Here is a 21389-nt window from a genome sequence, read left to right on the forward strand (position 1 = left end):
AAACGAAAGGAAATCAAGATGATAAAAGTATTAACAGCATGTGGTAATGGCATGGGGTCTTCCATGATGATCAAAATGAAGGTCGAAAAGGTTCTTGGTGAGTTAGGGGTTAATGCAGTGCAACTCGTCTCTTGCTCTATTGGGGAGGCTAAGACTTTAGCGGCTAGCTATGACATCATCGTCGCCTCTAATCATTTGATCCATGAGTTGGAAGGCCGCACGACGGGCCAGTTGGTAGGCCTAGATAACTTGATGGATGAGCAGGAAATCAAGACAAAACTAAGTGCCATTATATAGATTAATGATGCTTGAATGAAGTTGTTTTTTTGAATGGTCCATGCCAAACGGATTAAAGAGAGGTATCAATGAACTTACAAGAATCCTTAAAAGAACATCAAGCGATTCGCTTAGGCCTCAGTGCCAAAACATGGCAAGAGGCTGTGAAACTGGCTGCTCAGCCTTTGATTGATAATGGTGCGGTTAGTATAAGTTATTACGAAGCCATTATGGCCTCAACAGAAAAACATGGCCCCTATTATATCCTAATGCCTGGAGTGGCTATGCCGCACGCGGCAGCTGGTCAAGGTGTTTTTAGAGACGCTTTTTCATTGATTACCTTGAAGCAGCCAGTCCTTTTCTCAGATGGAAAGGAAGTCTCTATCCTAATCACCTTGGCAGCAACAACTGCCACTAGCCATACTAAGGATGCCATTCCTCAACTCGTGGCTCTTTTAGAGTTGGATAATGTGGTGGAGCGTTTATTAGCCTGCCAAACGCCAGCAGATGTCTTAGCCATGGTTGAAGAGTCTCAAACAAGTCTTTATTGACAAGAGCTGTCTTCAATCCATTAAGACCAAACGACGTTAAAGGAAGCAACGAGATAAAGCAGTAGGTTTTCATCACCTAGTCTAGCTTTTTTTAATCTCAAGGCTGCCCGAACTTTTCGCCAATTCACTATACTTTCTTTTTGGAGCTATTATCAGTAAAATAAGACTATGAAAAAATGGATGTTAACACTCATGACCTTGTTTGGTTTGCTTTTTCTGGTTTTTGTGGGTGCTTGTGGTTATTTCTTTTATGTCGCCCAATATCGATCAGAAAAATCGTTTATCAACAATAAAGACAGAACACCTGAAAACGCGCTTTATCAGCACGAACAAGCGTTCAATGAATTGCCAAAAGAAGAACGTCACATGACCAATCAAGGTTTAAAACAGGTCGCTTGGTATGTTCCTGCCAAGAGTCAGTCTGATAAGACCCTTGTCCTTGTTCATGGCTTTACCAATGACAAGTCAGATATGAAGCCTTATGCTTATTTGTTTCATGAGATGGGTTACAATGTGTTGATGCCAGACAATGCTGCCCACGGTGATAGTCAAGGGCACTTTATCGGCTATGGTTGGAAGGATAGAGAGAACCTTCTCAAATGGTTACAAGACTTGGTTGAGCAAGATCCAAAGCAAGACATTACTCTTTTTGGGGTCTCCATGGGGGCTGCGACAGTCATGATGGCTAGTGGCGAAGACCTCCCTGAGCAGGTGTCTGCCATTATTGAGGATAGTGGCTATAGCAGCGTCTGGGACGAACTCACCTATCAAGCCAAGGACATGTATAACCTCCCAGCCTTTCCCATTTTATATGGGGTATCAGGCTTGTCAAAACTCTTTGTAGGCTTTACCTACGGAGAGGCGAGTGCCGTCAAGCAACTCGCTAAAAATGACTTACCTGTTTTATTCATTCATGGTGATGCGGATACCTTTGTGCCTACAGACATGGTGTATGACAATCTAAGAGCTAACAAAGGTCCTAAGGAACTCTATATCGTCAAAGGATCCAAGCACGCCAAATCATTTGAAACAGATCCCCAAGCCTATCAGAAAAAAATAGCAGATTTTTTGAAGAAATACCAAAAATAGTATTGACACAGCTATTGATATGAGATATAATCAATACTGTTGTTAATAACAGCGGGAATGGCGGAATTGGCAGACGCGCAGGACTAAGGATCCTGTGACCGCTTTAGGTCGTGGGGGTTCAAGTCCCCCTTTCCGCATCATAAACCAGGTCCTTGACTTGGTTTTTTTCTTTTGTCAGCTCAAAATATTTAAATAGTAATCTATTGAAATGATTCAATGAGCCATAAAAAAGAGGGATAATAAGTGATATATTTCTCATTCTTTCAATTGAGAAAACGCTTAACTTAGAAGAAAACTGGTTTTTTAGCCTTATTTATGCTAGAATATAGAACGTAAAGGTGAATAATCCCCAAAAATATAGAGGAGGCCTTTATAATGGCAATCGTTTCAGCATAAAAATTCGTCCAAGCAGCTCGTACAACGGCTATGCTGTAGGTGGATTTAACACTAACAACCTTTAATGGACACAAGCTATCTTGCGTGCAGCGGAAAGCAAACAAGCTCCAGTTCTTATCCAAACTTCAATGGGTGCTGCTAAATACATGGGTGGTTACAAAGTATGTCAATCACTTATTGCGAACCTTGTAGAGTCAATGGGTATCACTGTACCAGTTGCTATCCATCTTGACCACGGTCATTACGAAGGATGCACTTGAGTGTATCGAAGTTGGTTATACGTCAATCATGTTTGATGGTTCACACCTTCCAATCGAAGAAAATCTTGAAAAAGCTAAAGAAGTTGTTGCTTTGGCTCACGCAAAAGGTGTTTCTGTAGAAGCTGAAGTTGGTACAATCGGTGGTGAAGAAGATGGTATCGTTGGTAGCGGTGAACTTGCACCAGTTGAAGATGCTAAAGCTATGGTTGAAACTGGAATTGACTTCTTGGCTGCGGGTATCGGTAACATCCATGGTCCTTACCCAGAAAACTGGACAGGTCTTGATCTTGACCACTTGAAGAAATTGACAGACGCTGTACCAAGATTCCCAATCGTACTTCATGGTGGTTCAGGCATTCCTGATGAGCAAATCCAAGAAGCTATTCGCCTTGGTGTTGCTAAAGTTAACGTTATTACTGAAAGTCAAATTGCCTTCTCTAATGCTACACGTGCCTTCTCACGTGCCTTCTCACGTGCTTACGATGCAGACGAAGCTGGTTATGACGCTAAAAAACTCTTCGACCCACGTAAATTCTTGGCAGATGGTATGAAAGCTGTTCAAGGTGCTGTTGAAGAACGTATTGACGTGTTTGGATCAGCAAACAAAGCGTAATCATTAAAATTTGCGAAACGACATCTGATCGTGATCAGAGAAAGATTAATTTTAAAATAGTTAGCGTTTAAGGATTTTCTTTGGAAAATCCTTTTTCTGAGTTTATTAATACTTAACGAAAATCAAAATCTGAAATTTCTCGATGCTCTATGAACAGTCGGTTTCAAATCAGACTAATGCAAGTTATGGATCAATTCTTGTAGTTTATTAATGACGTTTTCAAGAGTTTTCAAAGCTTTATTTTTTAAATCCTATCTTATGAATATAACGCTATACTTGTTTAATAGTAATCATCTCAGGTGTATAAGAGTTATCTTTTGAGAGCATTATTAGATGGATTGAATACGTCTGTGATAAGGACTTAACACTGTACCTTTTAGAGCTAATTTGAGATCTGTGAATCAGTTACACTAAACTAGACATACCCAAGATTTGTAGTGAGGAAATAGAGGAGGTACTAAAATGAGTATTGTACTAGCGTCGCGTTTTAAAGGTCGACGTAAAGAATTGAAGCTATCACAAAAAGAATTAGCAAAAGGAATTTGTGAACAAAGTCAAATTAGTCGCATTGAACAGGGGAATTACACTCCTGGTGCAGAATTATTCTATTTATTATCTAAACGTATGTCAGTTCCAATGGAATATTTTTTTGATAACAGTATGAATATAAGCCATAATGATTTTTCCCAATTTAAAAGAATTGTAGAGAGTTTTTTAGAAAAGAGGGATTACAATTCACTACCTTTACAATCTTGAAAAAAGTAAGCCAAATAATCTAACACTTGAAGATAAGATTTATATGGATTGGGTTAGGGCACTGGTAAAATTTTATTGTTTAGACGAAAAAAAAGAAGCTATCATTCTGTTAAAAGACATGATGATAATACTAACAAACTCAGACATTAATTTTATACGTATTATCAATACGTTATCAAACTTTTATCATGAGATAGGAGATAATCGTTTTTTCGAAGATATTTACAAGGTAATTCAACAAAAAATACAGAGCTTTACCTTTAGAACATTGGAAGAGTTGAAACAATTTGTAAAAGTGAAGTACAATATATCACGATATTTATGGCTAGAAGGAAATATTAAACAAGCAGAAAGTGAAGTTAAAAGTGCTATTAAGATTTGTCAAGACAATAGTATCTTTTTTCATCTGGGACATTTATACTGTTTGTTAGGAAATGTTACCGAAGATTTAGCAGGAGGTAGTTCAGCCGTACCCTATTATAAAAATTCCTATTTCTTTTATCGATTTGAAGAAAATATTAATATGGCTGATAAACTTAATGAGTATATTCAAAAATTATTATGTGAAGCACCAGACTCCAAACTTGAGAGAAGTGAGTAATCAGATTAGTATGATAGGGATTTTTGTGAGCGTTTGTAAGATGTGGTTGGGTGCCCCATCTAAATGATATTTTGTATTATAGTTTTTTATCTCAAAATATGCAGATAGTGTTTTTTTTTTTAAAGCATAAAAGGTATTGTTAAAACAAATTGAAAGTAGTAAAATATTCTATAAATAAAAGGAGGGGCACTGGTTATGAAGTATTTATTTAAAAAGTTTGGCTTAATTTTTGTTTTTATATTAGGGTTAAACCTTTTTAGTCAATCGTTACATCTATATAACGAACAAGGGATAGATCCTGATTACTCTAATAGAATTGTTAAATTATACTAAAGAAAAAGAGGATAAAATAATGGAAGCATTGATGTCATTGGAATTATTACCATCAGAAGAAATTATTGTAGCAGGTGAAAGTGTCTGTAAATGGACTTGCTCTTGGACAACTTGGTAGTTGTGTAAGATTGTGTTAATTTATAAGTGCTCTTTCATTTATTTAAAAACTAAGCGCTTATTAAGCGCTTTTCTTGTATAACGAGATAGAGGAAGTCGTATGGATAATTTAGAGAAAGCTATTAGAAGTTTGAATGTCGATTTTGAAGAAAATGATTATTTTGCCTATTTTAAATTTAAAACTTTAAGTGTTTGTCAAGGATGGAAAGTACATATAAGCGTTCAACTTGGTGATGCTATGAAAGTTTTTGGTCTAGTAGTGCCTAAATTGATAAAATATAATTTGAACTTTAAGGTAATTAAAAATTTAGATGAACTTTCTAAGATTAATTCTCCAAGAGAACAGTCTTCGATGGCAAATAAATTTATTACGATATACCCTGAAAGTGATATAGAGTCTAAAAAAATAATGATTGAACTGATATATTTGTTGAAAGATTTTAATTCTCCAAGAATATTATCCGATTTTCAATGTGGAGATTTTTCTCCTGTTCATTATAGATATGGTGCTTTTAGAAAAGTGCAACAATATAATTCTGAGGAAAATCGCCTAATTTATTTAATACATGATCCTCAAAATAATTTGGTAGAGGATAGGCGTTCAAACTTCCCGGTATTACCAAGTGGTATAAAAGATTTGTTTTCAAAGGAAGAGAAAGAGAAGTACTTTAGACCTTTCCATGAGTTACCCAGTAATAGTAAACTAAACAGCTATCAAATTGAAGCAATTTTAAAAAAGAGTAACAGGGGGAATGTCTATCGGGCTATAAGAAAATCGGATGGACAAAGGATGGTTATTAAGCAGATTCGACCATTTATTTTTAGTGATAAAGTTGGGAATAGGAGCTCTGTTGAAGATATAAAAAATGAAGTAAATCTTTTAAAGATATTTTCTAAAAAAGAATACACTGCAAAATTTATTGATGAATTCTATGTATTACAAGATTATTTCGCTGTACAATCTTTTATAGAAGGAGATAATTTTTTTGAAATTGTAAAAAAATACCCAATTAGCGTCAGAGAAGCTGTAGTTAATCAGTTGGTCGATATCGTCGATGATATACACCAATCAGGTTTTAAAATCGTTGATTTATCGCCGACAAACTTTTTGTACTCTGATGGTATTGTCAAGTTGATTGACTTAGAGAATATTGTCCCAATTGAGGAGGAAGCAAGAAGGGTAAAGACACCGTTTATGGTAAATCTGGATAGTGATTTATCTATAAGTATGATACAACAAGATTACTTCAGTCTTTGTATGGTTAGTTTTGCATTATTTACAGGTAATGTTTTGTCATTTGAGAAAGGTGATGACAATATTGGAATTTCTGTGATTGATAAAATTAAAAGTATGTTTTATTTACAACGGGAATTACGAAATCTAACTCAAGAGCAATTTGACTGGTTAATTTATTTACTAGATAAAAGTGAATCCCAATTTACTGAGAGGATTATTCCTCTAAATAATTTTCAAGAAGTTTCAAACCTAAATGATAATAGAGATTTATCAGATAGTGTTGATTTTGATAGTGAGTTTAATCAGATAAAAAAATATATACTGAATCAACATTTGAATGTAAATAGTCGGTTATTACCCACAAGTGAGTTTGGTGAGTTTGTTAGCCCGTTGTCTTTTCAGCATGGTCTATCAGGTTATTTACAAGTAATGACAAATGATTCTAATTCTGATAATAAAATTGTTTTGAAGTGGAATAAGGAAGTTAATTCTCTCATACACAAGAGTTATATGAATGATGATTCGTTATTATTTGGAAGGGCAGGATATTTATGGGTAATAATTGATTTATATAAAAAAACATCTTTTAAATTTTATAAAAATCTTGCTCTTGAGCTATGTAGTCAATTACAAGCCAATTATATGAAAGTGGCTCTTTGGGATTTTAGTTTAGGAAAAACAGGCATACTACTTGCTTTAATAAGGTGTTACAGTGTCACAGGAGATGTTACTCTAAGTGCTTTCATCAGCAAACAAGTAGAAAAAATTGTAGATTTTTTTGTAACTAATATTTCATCAACATCTCTGAGACAGGATGATTATGGTTTTGCTCATGGGTTCTCTGGAGTAGCCTATATGATTTTGTTATATTCAGAAATATTTAATGATACTCGCTATCTATCGATTTTAGATATTTTTGATGAGTTATTGATTGAAGTCATTGAAAATATCCAAACGGACAGTGAATCTACAACTTCTAAGTTAACACTTTCTTGGTGCAGAGGACTATCTGGTATGATTTTATACCTATGTTTAAGAAATACTGAAAAGTATTCCGAAATTATTAGCAAAGCACAGTTTTATATCTATTCTCAACATATTCATCTAGAAAATGGTTTTTGTCATGGACTCGGTAGTTTATTGCAAACACTGAATTATTGTGATTTGAATAATATTCGGAATAATGTTCTCTCAATTTTGTTATCAAGATCATTTAGGAATGAAAATTATTTATTGCTGTTTAGCAATAATGGTGAACCTAAAGAGCTGTTTGATTTTGGGACTGGAAGTTTAGGAATATATTGGTGTATATTAGGCAATTTATTTCCTTTTGATTTGATGAAGGAGGCTTAGTGATGAATGTTTTTCTAAAAAATGCCAATTTTCGTCAATTAATGATAAATCAGTGGATTTCTACAATGGGAGATGCCATCTTTTATCTAGCTTTCATCAATTATATATCGTCTTCTCCCTATGCCTCTTTAGCAGTATTCTTAATCACTTTATCAGAGACATTACCTCAAATTTTTCAAATTATAATGGGAGTATTTGCGGATTTTCAAACAAAAAGAATTAAAAAATACGCTCTTATTTCAATCGTTAAATTTTTTCTATATCTTATCGTTGCAGCTCTTTTTTGGAATGATATAAAATCTCTATTTGTAGTTGCAGTTGTGTGTGTAATTAATTTTGTTTCAGATACATTAGGGTTCTTTTCTGGCTCGATGTTGACTCCCATTTTTATGAAATTAATCGGAGAAGACATCAGTTCAGCTATTGGCTTTAGACAGGCGACAACTAACATAGTAAGGACAGTAAGTAATTTAATTGGCGGTGTTCTTATAGGAGTGATAAATATTCAAATTCTATCTTTACTTAATGCTACAACATTTTTATTGGCGTTTATCGGATTATTGTTAATTAAAAATTCTTTGCAAAAAGTTGAGAATACCATTCATGTGCATAGCGAATTAGATTCGAAAGTATTTGGTAGACATTTACTTGAATCTGTAAAAATGATTTTTAAAATGGATAGCTTGATGAAAATTTTATGTGTATTATCGTTAAGTCAAGCCATTCTAAATGTTGTTACACCAGTCAGTATTCTATTAATATCAAAAAATCCTATAGGAGTACTAACCAAGGCTCAGTTTTTAACCTTGCTGACTTCTGCTCCGTTAGTGAGTTTGTTAATTGGTAATTTTATGACAAGTTATTTAAAGAAAATTTTTACGACTAAGAGATGTTTAGTCTATGCACAAGTTATGGAATTTATTATTATTGTGGGTTTTATGACAAGTAATTTGTATCTGATATTAGTAGGAATTAGTGGAGATTCCTTTATGACGGGAATTACAGTTCCTAGATTTCAAGAAATGGTATTTTCTGTAATACCGGAAGATAAAATGGGGGCAATTCAATCTACAATAGGTTCGATAACTATTGTTTTACCGAGTTTACTCAGTATGCTTTTAATTTCGGTTGCGACTGGCTTAAGCATAGTTTACATGAGCTATCTATTAATGCTATTACTTATGATTGGTATTATACTTCTTATTTCAATAAAAAATGTAATATGATAAACGATTTTCGGTTGTAGAGATTCGATATTTCCCTAAAAAAGAATTTTAAAAATGAACATTTGTCAATGATGTGAGACCTAAAAAGGGAGAAAAGAAACCTTTGTTTGTTATCCTATCAGGAGCTAGCTCCTGATAGGATTTTTCTGATTTCGATTTTCGATAGGAGATTTCCAACCCAACGTCTGCATAGGTAGTCTGTTTGATTTGTAGAGATAGGCTTTCATTTGTTTGATGAGGTCTTCGTATGAGTAAAACTGGAGATGTTTGTAAAAAGTTCCTTGTCATTTCGATGGCTGCGCTCCACCTTTCCATTATGGCGAGGTGTTCTAGGACGAATACACTTGTTCTCAATTCCTAGTTTCTGACAGATGCTATCAAGCGGGTGTATCTGCTTTGTTTCCCTGAAATGAGTGAACTCAAAACCATTATCGGTTTGAAGGATTTGAGGCTGGTAACCAAAATGCTTAATGGCCATCTGAAGAAATTGGACAGTCGAGTGAGAGGATTTTTCCTTGAAAGGGAAGATGAACCGCTCGCGACTGGCCTCAATCAATGACAGTGTACTGATAGAACTTGTCAGGCATAGTGCCTGTATAGCAGTGCTAGGGATAAACTTCACATCCATCTGCCATTTGACTCCGATCTTTTTAGGGGTGTCATAAGGTTTAGGAAGGCCAGATTTCCTTTTGTTTTTTTCTGTTTGAAGAAACCGAGTTTTCTGAGAATACGAAAGAGTGAGCAGGGGTGTCTGTCATAGCCTTTTTGAGTTTTGAGCTTGTCAAAGATTTCGATGAGAGAAGCCTTTGGATGACGACGAATGATGTTTTTAATCCAGGTCAACTCTTGTTCCGTGTGCGCTTTAGGATGTGGTATTAAGGGACGATGTGAGTTGTCACGTAAGGATTCTTTGGTACCATCAAATCGTTTATTCCAGCGCATAAGAGAGGCTTTAGATACCTTATATCGTCGACAGATGACGTCAACTGAGGCACCATTTCGATAAGTTTTAACGGCATGATAGCGGGTATTGAGGGTATGTGGCAAGTAGCAATTGTTTTGTGATATACTAGTCATGAGAAGATTCCTTTTTGATGGGTGTCTGGTACTCTTATATTACAAGGTTTCTTCTTTTTTGTCTTATAGGTCTCACATCTATTGTAACGCTACAGTATGTTATTTTACAGGTCGTAAGACTATGTCAGCTAACAACCGTTCACACGCGATGAACAAAACAAAACGTACTGCAAAACCAAATCTTCAAAAAGTTACTGTTCTTGTTGACGGTAAACCTAAAAAAGTTTGGGCTTCAGCTCGTGCCCTTAAATCAGGTAAAGTTGAGCGCGTTTAATAGTTAAAGAAGCTAGGTGCCAATCATCTGGCTTTTTCCTTTTCATGATTAAGGTCTTTTTTTACAAATGTTGGTGATTATGATAGAATGAAGTGATAATAACTTGAGAGGTAGTGAATATGACTGTAAAAATCAATACAAAAGATGGTCAAATTGAACTGTTAGACGATGTTATTGCAACAGTCGTTGGAGGTTCGGCAACAGAGATTTTTGGTGTTGTCGGTATGGCCAGTAAGAGTACCCTAAAAGATAATTTTCAAGCCCTTCTACGTAAAGAAAACTATGCCAAAGGCGTGGTTGTGACATCGACAGAAGATGGCATCTCCGTTGATGTCTATACGGTCATGAGTTACGGCGTCAAAATTAGCGAAGTTTCCAAAAATATTCAAGAACGTGTCAAGTTTAATTTAGAAAATCAGTTGGGCATTTCAGCTGATACGGTGAATGTCTATGTTCAAAATATTAAGGTTGTAGGAGAAGAGTAGTGTCAAATATTACAACAAGTGTTTTTCAAGAAATGGTCCAAGCAGCGGCTACTCGTCTTGGGAAACAAGCTGACTATGTTAACTCCCTAAATGTCTTTCCAGTTCCAGATGGTGATACTGGTACCAATATGGGAATGACTATGGATAATGGTGCCAAGGAAGTGTCTAACAAACCAGCAACAAGCGTCGGTCAAGTTGGTCAGATTCTGGCTAAGGGGCTTTTGATGGGGGCTCGTGGCAACTCTGGTGTTATCACGTCTCAACTGTTTCGTGGTTTTGGACAAAGCATTAAAGACCTAGAAGAGCTAGATGGGAAAGCCTTGGCGGATGCGCTTCAATCTGGTGTTGAAGTGGCTTATAAAGCGGTGATGAAGCCTGTTGAGGGAACGATCCTAACCGTTTCTCGTGGGGCAGCTACAGCTGCTAAGAAAAAAGCTGAAAGCACAAGGGATGCCACAGAAGTCATGCGTGCAGCTCTTAATGGTGCTAAGGCAGCACTAGCCAAAACACCGGATTTACTTCCTGTTCTGAAAGAAGTTGGAGTTGTTGACTCAGGTGGGCAAGGCCTTGTTTATATCTATGAAGGTTTCTTGGCTGCCATGACTGGTGAGTACATCGCATCAGAAGACTTTCAAGCAACGCCTGCAACCATGTCTGAGATGATCAATGCAGAGCATCACAAGTCTGTCGCAGGTCATGTCGCAACAGAGGACATCACCTTTGGTTATTGTACGGAAATCATGGTAGCACTGGGTAAGGGGCCAACAGTTGTGAAACCTTTTAACTATGAAGAATGTCAAGGTTACTTGAGTGGTATTGGTGATTCTCTTCTTGTTGTTAATGATGATGATATTGTTAAAGTTCACATCCATACGGAAGATCCAGGCCTTGTCATGCAAGAAGGCTTAAAATATGGCTCTCTTGTTAAAGTTAAAGTGGATAACATGCGTAATCAACACGATGAAGTGCTTGAGCGAACAAGCGTCGCATCATCCAATGCACCGCAAGAGGCAAAAGAGTTTGGTATCATCGCTGTTGTGGCAGGTCAAGGCTTGGCAGATATTTTCCAATCGCAAGGGGTTGATCGGATCATTTCTGGTGGTCAAACCATGAACCCATCAACTGAAGCCATCGTCAAAGCCATTGAAGACCTTAATGCCAAGCAGGTGATTATTCTACCAAATAACAAAAACATTTTCATGGCGGCTCAATCAGCAGCAGACCTTGTGGATATTCCAGTCGCTGTTGTTGAATCACGTACAGTACCACAAGGGCTAACGAGTCTTTTGGCCTTTGACCCAGCCAAATCGCTAGAGGACAATGCAGCGATGATGTCTGCTAGTCTATCAGAAGTTGTCAGTGGTAGCGTTACCTTAGCTGTTCGTGACACCACTATTGATGGACTTGATATTCATGAAAATGATATCTTAGGCATGGTTGACGGTAAGATCCTTGTCTCGACACCAGATATGAACAAAGCTCTTCTAGCAACCTTTGAGCATATGATAGATGAAGAGAGTGAGATTGTGACCATTTATGTTGGTGAAGAGGGTGATCAAGCCTTAGCAGAGACAATCGCTGAACAACTAGAGGCTGCTTATGAAGATATTGAAGTCGCTATTTATCAAGGCAACCAACCCGTCTACCCTTACTTATTTAGTGTGGAATAAACGGTCCTTTGATCAATCACGAGGTTAGAAGTAGATTCTAACCTCTTTATCTTAGTTTAACCAGTTGAAAAAACTCCCTAGCAAGTCTAGCTAGGGAGTTTTTGTGAGGGATAAAAGAGGTGGCATTAGCGCTGATGGTCTTTATCAGGTGTTAGTACCATTGGGATAATAATGGGTTCGCGTTCGGTTTTTTCATAGAGGAAGGGACGAATGGCATTGACAATAGCCCCATTAACCGATTGGATACTGGCTTCTTTATTTTTGAGGGCAATCCGAATGGCGTTGAATAAAACGCGCTGGCATTCCCGAATAAGCTCACCAGACTCTCGCATGTAGATAAAGCCTCGGCTGAGGATATCTGGACCGGCAAGGATTCTTTTTGACTTGAAGTCGACTGTGGCTACAGCTAAAACAACCCCATCTTCTGATAAATCCTTACGATCACGTAGGACAGCAGCACCGATATCCCCAATACCGTTACCATCAACGTAGATATCTTGTGCATTGAAGTGACCGGCAAGGCGTGCAGAGTCCTTAGTCAGTGCTAAGACGTCACCATTTTCCATGATAAAAATCTTATCTTTGTCAATACCTGTATCAACAGCAAGCCCTGCGTGGACTTTTTGCATGCGATACTCACCATGGACTGGCATAAAGTATTTTGGTTTCATCAAGCGCAACATGAGTTTTTGTTCTTGCTGCCCACCGTGTCCAGAGGTATGGATATTGTTAATCTTACCGTGGATAACTTCCACACCAGCTTCTTGAATCGTGTTGATCAGCTTATTGACACTGGTTGTATTACCAGGGATTGGGCTGGATGAAAAAATCACGGTGTCACCAGGTTGTAGCGTCACCTGTCGGTGCATACCATTAGCGATACGAGCTAGGGCTGCCATTGGCTCACCTTGAGAACCTGTACACATGATGAGGACTTCACTGGCATGATAATTTTTCATCTCACTTGGTTCGATAATTGTTCCTTTTGGAACTTTAATATAGCCAAGCTCGACACCATTGACGATAGCTTTCTCCATAGACCGCCCAAAGACAACTATCTTACGCCCTGTTTTGACAGCAGCCTCGGCAGCTTGTTGTAAACGAAAGATGTTGGAAGCAAATGAGGCGAAGATAATGCGTCCCTCGATGCCTTCGATGAGTTTCATAATGGACTGACCGACCACTTTTTCTGAGTTGGTAAAGGTCGGCACTTCAGCATTGGTAGAGTCAGAGAGGAGGCAAAGAACACCTTCTTCGCCAAGAGCTGCCATACGATGGAGGTCAGCAGGCTCACCAACAGGTGTAAAGTCGAATTTAAAGTCTCCAGTACAGACGATTTTGCCTTGAGGTGTTTGGATAACAATTCCTAAAGGCTCTGGAATAGAGTGAGTGGTACGAAAGAAGGTAACGCTAAGGTTTTTAAAGGTCAACTCGGTATTGTGGTTGATTTCATACATCTTAGCATCACGTAAGAGTCCGTGTTCTTCGAGTTTTCCACGGATTAAAGCAAGGGCTAGAGGCCCAGCATAGATGGGGATATTGGCTTGTTTGAGAAGAAATGGAATACCACCGATATGGTCTTCGTGACCATGGGTGATGACCAGCGCTTTAACACGGTCGATATTGTCAACAATGTATGAATAGTCAGGAATGACATAATCAATCCCTAACAAATCATCTTCAGGGAATTTAATACCAGCATCGACGATGATAATCTCGTCTTGGTACTCAATACCGTAAGTGTTTTTTCCGATTTCTTCCAAACCACCAATCGCATAAACCCCAACTTCTTCAGGTTTTAGATTGATATTTGACATAGTTTCTTGGCGTATGATAGCGCCAGTCCTTTCTATAGGGTTTGGTTTAAACTGTTGTGAGCTCAAAAACGCCTTTTTCTTTTTCATATTCAAGGTGTTTATCAGACAATAGGGTGATATGCTCGATGTTAAAAGCAGTCTTTTCTTCGATGCGTTTACGCGCCTTGATGCGCCCTTCTAACTCTTCTTTTGCATCAATGTCAAGATAGAGTACCTTTGTGGTCTCACGACGGGGATTACGGTCTTTAGTTTCTTGATAAAAAACTTTGTAAATCATAGGATTCCTTTCTTTGTTAAGGCAATGGCTGACAATAAAAGAAGACAACCTGTTTGGTTTGGTTGACTCCATGTGGGGATTGATGTGCCAGACATTAACCGTATTATCGTTACAATTATCTTAAATTATACCATAAAGGTGAGCTATAGTAAAAACATTGGTCAGAAAACTTTGATGCAAAAGCCATTTGCAAATATGATATAATAAAGCAATAGCCTGACAAGAAGGAAGTTCTCATGAAAATTTTAGCATTTGACACCTCAAACCAAACTCTGGCAGTGGCCTTATTGGAAGATCAAGAGTTGCTGGCAGAGACCACCCTGACTGTGAAGAAAAATCATAGCATCAGCTTGATGCCGGTGATTGATTTTCTGGTTAAGCAAGTGGGCTTTGAACCTTGCGATTTAGAGCGTATCGCCGTCGCTCAAGGACCAGGATCATATACAGGACTGCGTGTAGCTGTCGCGACAGCCAAGACCTTGGCTTACAGCCTAAAGATTGATCTGGTGGGTGTGTCTAGCCTACAGGCTCTGGCTATGCCAGTCACATCATCCAAGGTTGTGATTCCTCTCATAGATGCCCGCCGTGACCATGCTTATGTCGGCTTTTATCAAAAGGGACAGGCTCTCGCTAAGGACTCTTATGCTAGCATAGATGAGATTATCGAGCGCGCAAAGTCCTATGGTGATGTGATATTCGTTGGGGAAGTAGCAGCCTTTGCTGAAAAGATTGCGACGGATTTTCCAGAAGCCACTTATCAAGCCACTTTGCCATCAGCTTATGAGATTGGAAAATTAGCCTTGAGTTTGCCTAGTGCTGATGTTGATGCTTTCTTGCCCAATTACCTTAAAAAGGTAGAGGCTGAGGAAAATTGGCTAAAGGCCAATCAAGAGGGACAGAGGGATGATTATATCAAACGACTCTAAGATATCACAAGACCAGCTGCTTGCTGGGATTTTTGAGCTACTTGAGGCGGTCTATGGGCAGTCGCCCTGGTCTAAAGAGCAACTCTTAGCAGACTATCAGCAGCCTAATACCCTTTATTTTTGGTTATCTAAAGGAGAGCAAGTAATCGGTTTTTTAGCCCTTCAAGACCTTTTGGGAGAAATGGAGTTGACCCATATAGCTCTCTTGCCTTCCCATCAGGGGCAGGGTTTGTCAAAGCAGCTGATGGCAAGTCTAGCAAGCCTAAGTGTGCCCATTTTTTTGGAAGTTAGGCAATCCAATCAGAAAGCCCAAGCCCTCTATCAGCAGTTTGGCTTTGTGCCGGTAGGTTGTCGAAAGCATTACTACCATGATCCGATAGAGGATGCCATATTAATGAAACGAAAAGGAAGATGAGAAAGATGTCTGATCGTTATATTTTAGCCATTGAGAGTTCTTGTGATGAGACCAGTGTCGCTGTTTTGAAAAATGATGCTGATTTATTAAGTAATATTATCGCCAGTCAGGTGGAGAGCCACAAGCGTTTTGGGGGCGTTGTTCCTGAGGTGGCTAGTCGCCATCATGTGGAAGTCATCACGACTTGTATCGAAGAGGCCTTAGTTAGCGCTGGGATTAGAGCTAAGGACCTATCGGCTGTGGCTGTGACTTATGGGCCAGGACTTGTAGGAGCCCTCTTGGTTGGCTTATCGGCTGCCAAAGCGTTTGCTTGGGCTTATGGCTTGCCTTTGATTCCTGTCAATCACATGGCAGGGCATTTGATGGCGGCGCGTGAGCAAAAGGAGCTTACCTATCCTTTGATGGCCTTGCTGGTTTCAGGTGGGCATACAGAGCTTGTCTATGTGACGGCACCTGGTCAGTATCATATCATCGGCGAAACCCGTGATGATGCTGTGGGGGAGGCCTATGACAAGGTTGGTCGTGTCATGGGCTTGACCTATCCAGCAGGTCGGGAGATTGATGAGTTGGCGCATAAGGGAAAGCCTAGTTATGATTTTCCACGGGCTATGATTAAGGAGGATCATTTAGAGTTTTCCTTTTCTGGTCTCAAGTCGGCTTTTATCAATCTTCATCATAATGCTGCTCAAAAGGGCGAAACACTGATCCTAGAAGACCTATGTGCATCTTTTCAGGAGGCTGTTTTGGATGTTTTATTGGCCAAGACTAAGAAGGCTCTTGAGAAGTATCCGGTTGAGACCTTAGTCGTTGCTGGAGGAGTAGCAGCAAATGCTGGCTTAAGACGGCGGCTGACTGAGGAAATCACAACGGTTGATGTGATTATTCCACCTTTACGTCTCTGTGGTGATAATGCAGGGATGATTGCCCTTGCAGCAGCCGTTAATGACTCTGTAGATGACCTAGCAGGACTTGATCTCAACGCCAAACCTAGTCTAAGTTTTCCTTCTTATGAGTCTTAACGACAGACACCTAACCAAGAAAAACGCATCAAACAGTTTAATCATGACATATATTTTTGAAAAATCAGAATATTGAAATACCAAAAACCTTGTTTTCTTGTTAAAAATCTTTCACGTGATTGTTGCATCAAGGAAGAATACGACATGACAGCATGCTTTTGATTTGTTTCTTGCAGGTCATTCTGATAGAAAAAGAGAAGATTTAGTGGGGATTCATCCAAGAACTTTTAGGGGGTATCGGATGAAGGACGATATGTTGAGAGAACATCAAAAACACCATTAGGTGTCTTTTGGTGTTCATTTTAGACTATCTTCCAGATAGCTCTCAATTTCAGATTTAGTAGTATTTTGGAGATCGATAACGCCTAAAAAGCCAATGTGACTTCTAAAAAATGTCGTGTAATCCATAACTGTTGATGCAAGGATTAATATTGCTGTAGGTTCATTTTCTCTGATGCTTTTAGAAATCTGAAGTCCATCCCAACATTTTAGTTGGGGATTGTTTATGATAAAATAGGTGTTGTTGACAGTCGTTTTTTTCTGATGATAATGTTGTTTTATTTTACATTTAGTATCAGGGTAGTTCTTTTTGAGTGAGTGTTTGATGATTTTTGCTAGTGGATGCCGATATCTAAATGGTTGAATCACATAGACAGTAGCTTTCATACCTTTTACACCTTTCATATTTGTCATAATCCATTTTATCATGATAAATGATTGTCAAAGAAGAACTATCATCAATGGTAGATATTTTATAATGGTTGGCAAGATTTTACCGTTTATTATGGGATAACTACCGTTGGTTACATTGATTGTTTTTGATAAGAGTTATTTGTTATGCTTAGGTTGGTTATAGTAAGGAGAAAATGATGGACTATATTATTGCTAAAAAAGAGACTTTAACAGTGAAAATTCAATTTTCAGAGATTTTATATATTGGGACAATATCAGAACGTCCAAGGGTTTTACGCTTTATTACCGATACTGGGGTTTATGAGTCTTATGGAAAAATCAAGGATTTTGAAGTCAGTTTGGGATTGCTTTTTAAACGCTGCCACAGGAAATACATCGTAAACCTTAAACGTGTCAAAGCTATTGATATAAAAACGAGACAGCTTATATTTGATAATAGTGAGGTTGATTCCATTGAATGTTCACGCAGAAGTTTAACTGATGTTCTTAACGAATGGAAGAATCTATAGATTAAGAGGAGTTTATAATGCTAAATATTTTTGTATTGGAAGATGATTTTTTTCAGCAAACTCGTATTGAGACAGCGATAAAGAAATGTATGGCTGATCATCATCTGAAGTATCGACATTTAGAAGTCTTTGGGAAACCAAAGCAGCTATTAGAGGCGATTAAAGAGACAGGTAATCATCAATTTTTCTTCTTGGATATTGAAATCAAAGGAGAAGAAAAAAAGGGGCTGGAGATTGCACGTGACATTCGTAAAAAAGATCCTAGTGCATCAATTGTATTTGTTACAACTCACTCAGAATTTATGCCAGTGACCTATCGTTATCGAGTATCTGCTTTGGATTTCATTGATAAGGGGTTGAATGATCATGATTACCAGGAGGCTGTATCGTCTGTTTTACTGCATGCTGCTAGTAGTGTTAATAAAACAGTAGGGGAAGATTCATTTCGTTTTAAATCTGAGCATTCCCAGGTTCAAGTTCCTTTTTCAGATATTCTATATTTTGAGACGTCGTCAACGATTCATAAGGTCATTTTGACCACTAAAAAAGGGCATATGGAATTTTATGGTAAAGTCTCAGATATTGCCAAAGCAGATAAACGGCTTTACCAGAGTCATAGGTCTTATGTTGTCAATCCAGACAATATTGTTCGTATTGATAAAGCAAATCACATTGTTTACTTTGACAATGAGGAGTCATGCTTTGTATCGAGGCTGAAACTTAAAGGATTGATTGAAAAGGTGACTAAAAAATGACGCTAGAATATGAAGGAGTATTTTTTGTTAGTTGGTTGATAAAGCTTATTATTTTTCAACAAGTTAGCCAATACAAATTAAAGCCATCTATTTTTGTGGCGATACCTTTACTATTGACGTTTGTAGAATATTGGCAATATGAGGTTATATTTTGGGGTGAGCTATTCGTTCTTCCAGTAATTTTATATATGATAAAAAAAGTCGAAAACTGGAATTGGACGCAGTATTTATTCTATTGTTTTTTTAGCCTAGTTGTAGATGATTTATTTAGTAGAATTTCTTCTGTATACTTTCAATTTATGTCTAGAATGTCCTATGAAGAAATCGTTTTGCAAGCTTGGTCAGACTGGGTTCCAACTATTTTAACATTACCGTTTTATTTTATTTTCTTAAAGTTAGTTCAGCTTGATGTTAATAGTTTTAAGATGGGAGTAAGAAGTAATAACCTATCAAGAATCATAAAAATTTTTAATATGACACTTATTACTTACTACATTATAGAGTATGTTTTAACCGGTTTACCTAGTTTAGAGTATGAAGGATGGATTGTAAAGACTTTAGATGATATCTATTTCCGTAGGTTGGTACTCTTTATTTATCTACCGATATTTTTAGGTTTTATTTTGTATATTAGTTATGCCTCTAAGAAGAATGCGAATGATGAAGTTCAAAAAATGAAAGATGAACAGATTGTTTCATTAAGTATCTATAATAATCATATCGAAGGATTGTATAAAGAAATAAGAGGATTTCGTCATGATTATACTAATTTATTATCTAGTTTGAATCAATCTATACAAAATAAAGATATTGATGGTATTGAGAAAATCTATAATACTGTGTTTAGAGATTCAGATAAACGGTTTCAGAGTAGTCAGTATGATATAGGAAATTTATCACATTTAAACAATGATGCCCTAAAATCATTAGTTTCTCTAAAAATGATGAAAGCACAACACAAAGGAATTAATCTATCTGTGGAAGTAGAAGAGCCGATTGATATTCCTAATAGTTTGGAGTTAATTGAAGTTCTTAAAATAGTTTCTATTTTTTTGGACAATGCTCTAGAAGCTACGGTCAATGCAAAAGTTCCCTATATTTCTTTTTCTTATTTTAAGGAAGATAGCCTTAAAATAATGATTATTGAAAATTCGACTATTGAAGAAAAAATCAATACGAAATCGATTTTTAGTTATGGAAGTTCTTCTAAAGGAAAGAATAGAGGTATTGGTTTGGCTAATGTAAAAGAAATATTGTCCTCTAACAAGAGAGTTTATTTAAAAACATATAGTGACAGTTATATATTCAGGCAAGAATTAGTCTTTGATTCGTAAAATAGGAAAACCAGTCTTCATCAAACGAGGACTGGTATCTTGCTTGGATTACTATCTTGAACGACATGCGTTAAAAGTAGTTAGTTGAACCGCCGTGTGCCGAACGGCACGCACGGTGGTGTGAGAGGGGCTAGACATTAGCTCTTACTCAATTCGGTATTAACCGAATTTTTTCTTACGTCTATTAATAGCCATTAGTTGAACTAATCCCCCATTGCCACCGACAATAGTGTTTAATTGAGTTGTTTCGATGGTTTGGAAGTTTTTAGCGAAGTCTTTGAGTGAAGTTGTCATTTGAGAATCTCTCCTTATTACTTTGATAAATTCATTATACAAAGGAGACGTCTATTTTTTAGAAGAATGTCATAAATGGTAGAAAAAATATAACAAATGGTATTTTTTCTAACTTTGAGCGCTCATTTTTGTTCAGTGAGGCCATCGAGACGACTAGTCGATTCATCTCAAAACATCACAGGAAAATTCGTTAGCAGAGTGCGAGGTTTTGCTTTTGTCCTATGGATAGGGTTGAATCGTCAGTGAGTTCGATTGGGAATTTGAGGAGCCTATTCAGTATATCAGTAAGCATTTCAGCTGTTTGACAGGTTTTAACGATAGCTTCTTCACTAGTGTCATTTGAGCCTATTGAAAAGTGTTGTTTTGTCATGATAAAGTGTTATCTTGAAAGTGTATTTGGGATAAAAGATCATTTACCTTTAAAGAGGGGAGATTATGAATAACAAAATGTTGAAGTATGGAGCTGTATTAGGTGCAAGTGCTATACTTGCTACAACTATTATTCCTGTTTCAGTATATACTCATGAAATGCAGACATTAGCTGAGCCAGTAACTGCTCCGGAGATAGCGAAAGATGAACTTGTTCAAGAAATCTTGAAAGATATCAAACAGGAAATCTTACCTGAATTAAGATTGGAACAACTTCAATATCAAGAACGTGGTACCGGTGGCTTAATAGCTACTTTGATAGCTAAATATGGTGCCTATGATGTGAAGGAGACCACCGTTTGTCGTGGAAGGAGACTCTGCCTAGACTCATTTATAAACACGTTTCAAAACATTTAGGAAGAAAGGTTTCAGAACAAGCTTTTGTTCGTATATTCTAGAATATTGTGGACTGGGGAACTGGCGCTACTTTGGAACAGGGATTAGCTCAAGCTTTAAGATCAGCAGGAGTGGTTTCTGGAACTGCTCATATGGTAGCTAGTGTTGTTGTTACTGTGGCTGGGTGGTTTGTATGGTAGATAAAAACAGGATGAAAAAAAGTGGTTTATTTTAGGGGTATTTACTGCTTTGATTGTAAGCGCCCAATAAA

At 37.4% G+C, this 21389-nt stretch carries 23 protein-coding genes, 1 tRNA gene and 1 pseudogene; 19 read left to right on the forward strand and 6 right to left on the reverse strand.

Translation table 11 applies throughout. From position 1 onward, the window contains the following. Positions 1 to 18: 18 nt before the first annotated feature. The 9 genes and pseudogenes from ACMZ6Z_RS01565 to ACMZ6Z_RS01605 all read left to right on the forward strand — a co-directional run bounded on the left by ACMZ6Z_RS01565 (position 19) and on the right by ACMZ6Z_RS01605 (position 8808). Positions 19 to 297 carry a PTS sugar transporter subunit IIB gene (locus ACMZ6Z_RS01565; RefSeq protein ID WP_416130904.1) on the forward strand — a complete coding sequence of 93 codons (279 nt, stop codon included), beginning with the start codon at positions 19 to 21 and terminating at the stop codon, positions 295 to 297. Between the two features lie 68 nt (positions 298 to 365). After that, on the forward strand, positions 366 to 827 hold the full coding sequence (locus ACMZ6Z_RS01570; protein WP_416130905.1) for a PTS sugar transporter subunit IIA: 462 nt from the start codon (positions 366 to 368) through the stop codon (positions 825 to 827). 168 nt (positions 828 to 995) lie between these two features. Continuing rightward, positions 996 to 1916, forward strand: a complete 921-nt coding sequence (locus tag ACMZ6Z_RS01575) for an alpha/beta hydrolase (RefSeq protein ID WP_416130906.1) — start codon at positions 996 to 998, stop codon at positions 1914 to 1916. Positions 1917 to 1967: 51 nt separating this feature from the next. After that, a tRNA-Leu gene (locus ACMZ6Z_RS01580) sits at positions 1968 to 2053 on the forward strand. A 238-nt stretch (positions 2054 to 2291) separates the two neighbouring features. After that, positions 2292 to 3185 (forward strand): annotated as a pseudogene (locus tag ACMZ6Z_RS01585) (class II fructose-bisphosphate aldolase). A 462-nt stretch (positions 3186 to 3647) separates the two neighbouring features. Next, on the forward strand, positions 3648 to 3941 hold the full coding sequence (locus ACMZ6Z_RS01590; RefSeq protein ID WP_416130907.1) for a helix-turn-helix transcriptional regulator: 294 nt from the start codon (positions 3648 to 3650) through the stop codon (positions 3939 to 3941). Beyond that, positions 3919 to 4542 carry a hypothetical protein gene (locus tag ACMZ6Z_RS01595; protein ID WP_416130929.1) on the forward strand — a complete coding sequence of 208 codons (624 nt, stop codon included), beginning with the start codon at positions 3919 to 3921 and terminating at the stop codon, positions 4540 to 4542. The genes ACMZ6Z_RS01590 and ACMZ6Z_RS01595 overlap by 23 nt, the downstream gene beginning before the upstream one ends. A gap of 550 nt (positions 4543 to 5092) precedes the next feature. Continuing rightward, entirely contained in the window at positions 5093 to 7582 is a 2490-nt protein-coding gene (locus ACMZ6Z_RS01600; protein WP_416130908.1) for a lanthionine synthetase LanC family protein, read from the forward strand. A 2-nt stretch (positions 7583 to 7584) separates the two neighbouring features. Continuing rightward, positions 7585 to 8808, forward strand: coding sequence for an MFS transporter (locus ACMZ6Z_RS01605; protein ID WP_416130909.1), 1224 nt, complete (start codon positions 7585 to 7587; stop codon positions 8806 to 8808). A gap of 223 nt (positions 8809 to 9031) precedes the next feature. Here ACMZ6Z_RS01605 and ACMZ6Z_RS01610 read toward each other — a convergent pair whose 3' ends face one another. Both ACMZ6Z_RS01610 and ACMZ6Z_RS01615 read right to left on the reverse strand, forming a co-directional pair. Continuing rightward, on the reverse strand, positions 9032 to 9436 hold the full coding sequence (locus tag ACMZ6Z_RS01610; RefSeq protein WP_416130910.1) for a DDE-type integrase/transposase/recombinase: 405 nt from the start codon (positions 9434 to 9436) through the stop codon (positions 9032 to 9034). Continuing rightward, entirely contained in the window at positions 9427 to 9885 is a 459-nt protein-coding gene (locus ACMZ6Z_RS01615) for a transposase (RefSeq protein ID WP_416130911.1), read from the reverse strand. The genes ACMZ6Z_RS01610 and ACMZ6Z_RS01615 overlap by 10 nt, the downstream gene beginning before the upstream one ends. A gap of 76 nt (positions 9886 to 9961) precedes the next feature. Between ACMZ6Z_RS01615 and rpmB the strand changes: the two genes are divergently transcribed. From rpmB to ACMZ6Z_RS01630, 3 genes are all read left to right on the forward strand, one after another. Next, on the forward strand, positions 9962 to 10159 hold the full coding sequence (gene rpmB, locus ACMZ6Z_RS01620; RefSeq protein ID WP_416130930.1) for a 50S ribosomal protein L28: 198 nt from the start codon (positions 9962 to 9964) through the stop codon (positions 10157 to 10159). Positions 10160 to 10278: 119 nt separating this feature from the next. Then, positions 10279 to 10644, forward strand: coding sequence for an Asp23/Gls24 family envelope stress response protein (locus ACMZ6Z_RS01625; RefSeq protein ID WP_416130912.1), 366 nt, complete (start codon positions 10279 to 10281; stop codon positions 10642 to 10644). Further along, complete coding sequence (locus tag ACMZ6Z_RS01630; RefSeq protein WP_416130913.1) at positions 10644 to 12314, forward strand: DAK2 domain-containing protein; 1671 nt, start codon at positions 10644 to 10646, stop codon at positions 12312 to 12314. Before ACMZ6Z_RS01625 ends, ACMZ6Z_RS01630 begins: the two co-directional genes overlap by 1 nt. A gap of 125 nt (positions 12315 to 12439) precedes the next feature. On the opposite strand, the gene rnjA is transcribed toward ACMZ6Z_RS01630, so the two are convergent. Continuing rightward, positions 12440 to 14131: a ribonuclease J1 gene (rnjA, locus tag ACMZ6Z_RS01635; protein WP_416130914.1), complete on the reverse strand. Its 1692-nt coding sequence runs from the start codon at positions 14129 to 14131 to the stop codon at positions 12440 to 12442. A 46-nt stretch (positions 14132 to 14177) separates the two neighbouring features. Beyond that, positions 14178 to 14408: a DNA-dependent RNA polymerase subunit epsilon gene (locus ACMZ6Z_RS01640; protein ID WP_416130915.1), complete on the reverse strand. Its 231-nt coding sequence runs from the start codon at positions 14406 to 14408 to the stop codon at positions 14178 to 14180. Between the two features lie 236 nt (positions 14409 to 14644). Here ACMZ6Z_RS01640 and tsaB point away from each other — a divergent pair, with 236 nt between their 5' ends. The 3 genes from tsaB to tsaD are packed head-to-tail and all read left to right on the forward strand — an operon-like array spanning position 14645 to position 16768. Beyond that, entirely contained in the window at positions 14645 to 15334 is a 690-nt protein-coding gene (gene tsaB, locus ACMZ6Z_RS01645; RefSeq protein WP_416130916.1) for a tRNA (adenosine(37)-N6)-threonylcarbamoyltransferase complex dimerization subunit type 1 TsaB, read from the forward strand. Next, complete coding sequence (rimI, locus tag ACMZ6Z_RS01650; RefSeq protein WP_416130917.1) at positions 15312 to 15749, forward strand: ribosomal protein S18-alanine N-acetyltransferase; 438 nt, start codon at positions 15312 to 15314, stop codon at positions 15747 to 15749. Before tsaB ends, rimI begins: the two co-directional genes overlap by 23 nt. Before the next feature lie 5 nt (positions 15750 to 15754). Then, complete coding sequence (tsaD, locus tag ACMZ6Z_RS01655) at positions 15755 to 16768, forward strand: tRNA (adenosine(37)-N6)-threonylcarbamoyltransferase complex transferase subunit TsaD (protein WP_416130918.1); 1014 nt, start codon at positions 15755 to 15757, stop codon at positions 16766 to 16768. A 297-nt stretch (positions 16769 to 17065) separates the two neighbouring features. On the opposite strand, the gene ACMZ6Z_RS01660 is transcribed toward tsaD, so the two are convergent. Continuing rightward, entirely contained in the window at positions 17066 to 17476 is a 411-nt protein-coding gene (locus tag ACMZ6Z_RS01660) for a hypothetical protein (protein ID WP_416130919.1), read from the reverse strand. Between the two features lie 161 nt (positions 17477 to 17637). On the opposite strand from ACMZ6Z_RS01660, the gene ACMZ6Z_RS01665 reads away from it, so the two are divergent. Genes ACMZ6Z_RS01665 through ACMZ6Z_RS01675 form a run of 3 tightly spaced genes read left to right on the forward strand, consistent with a single transcriptional unit; the run spans position 17638 to position 20059 of the window. After that, on the forward strand, positions 17638 to 17970 hold the full coding sequence (locus ACMZ6Z_RS01665) for a LytTR family DNA-binding domain-containing protein (RefSeq protein ID WP_416130920.1): 333 nt from the start codon (positions 17638 to 17640) through the stop codon (positions 17968 to 17970). A 17-nt stretch (positions 17971 to 17987) separates the two neighbouring features. Continuing rightward, positions 17988 to 18725 (forward strand): response regulator transcription factor, encoded by a 738-nt coding sequence (locus ACMZ6Z_RS01670; protein WP_416130921.1) that lies wholly within the window; start codon positions 17988 to 17990, stop codon positions 18723 to 18725. Further along, positions 18722 to 20059 (forward strand): GHKL domain-containing protein, encoded by a 1338-nt coding sequence (locus tag ACMZ6Z_RS01675; protein ID WP_416130922.1) that lies wholly within the window; start codon positions 18722 to 18724, stop codon positions 20057 to 20059. Before ACMZ6Z_RS01670 ends, ACMZ6Z_RS01675 begins: the two co-directional genes overlap by 4 nt. Before the next feature lie 159 nt (positions 20060 to 20218). Here the strand turns inward: ACMZ6Z_RS01675 and ACMZ6Z_RS01680 are convergent, their stop codons facing one another. Then, positions 20219 to 20353: a ComC/BlpC family leader-containing pheromone/bacteriocin gene (locus ACMZ6Z_RS01680; RefSeq protein WP_416130923.1), complete on the reverse strand. Its 135-nt coding sequence runs from the start codon at positions 20351 to 20353 to the stop codon at positions 20219 to 20221. Between the two features lie 435 nt (positions 20354 to 20788). On the opposite strand from ACMZ6Z_RS01680, the gene ACMZ6Z_RS01685 reads away from it, so the two are divergent. Continuing rightward, on the forward strand, positions 20789 to 21139 hold the full coding sequence (locus ACMZ6Z_RS01685) for a hypothetical protein (protein WP_416130924.1): 351 nt from the start codon (positions 20789 to 20791) through the stop codon (positions 21137 to 21139). Positions 21140 to 21389 lie beyond the last annotated feature (250 nt).

The organism is Streptococcus pluranimalium, assembly GCF_047785705.1.
GTDB lineage: Bacteria > Bacillota > Bacilli > Lactobacillales > Streptococcaceae > Streptococcus > Streptococcus pluranimalium_A.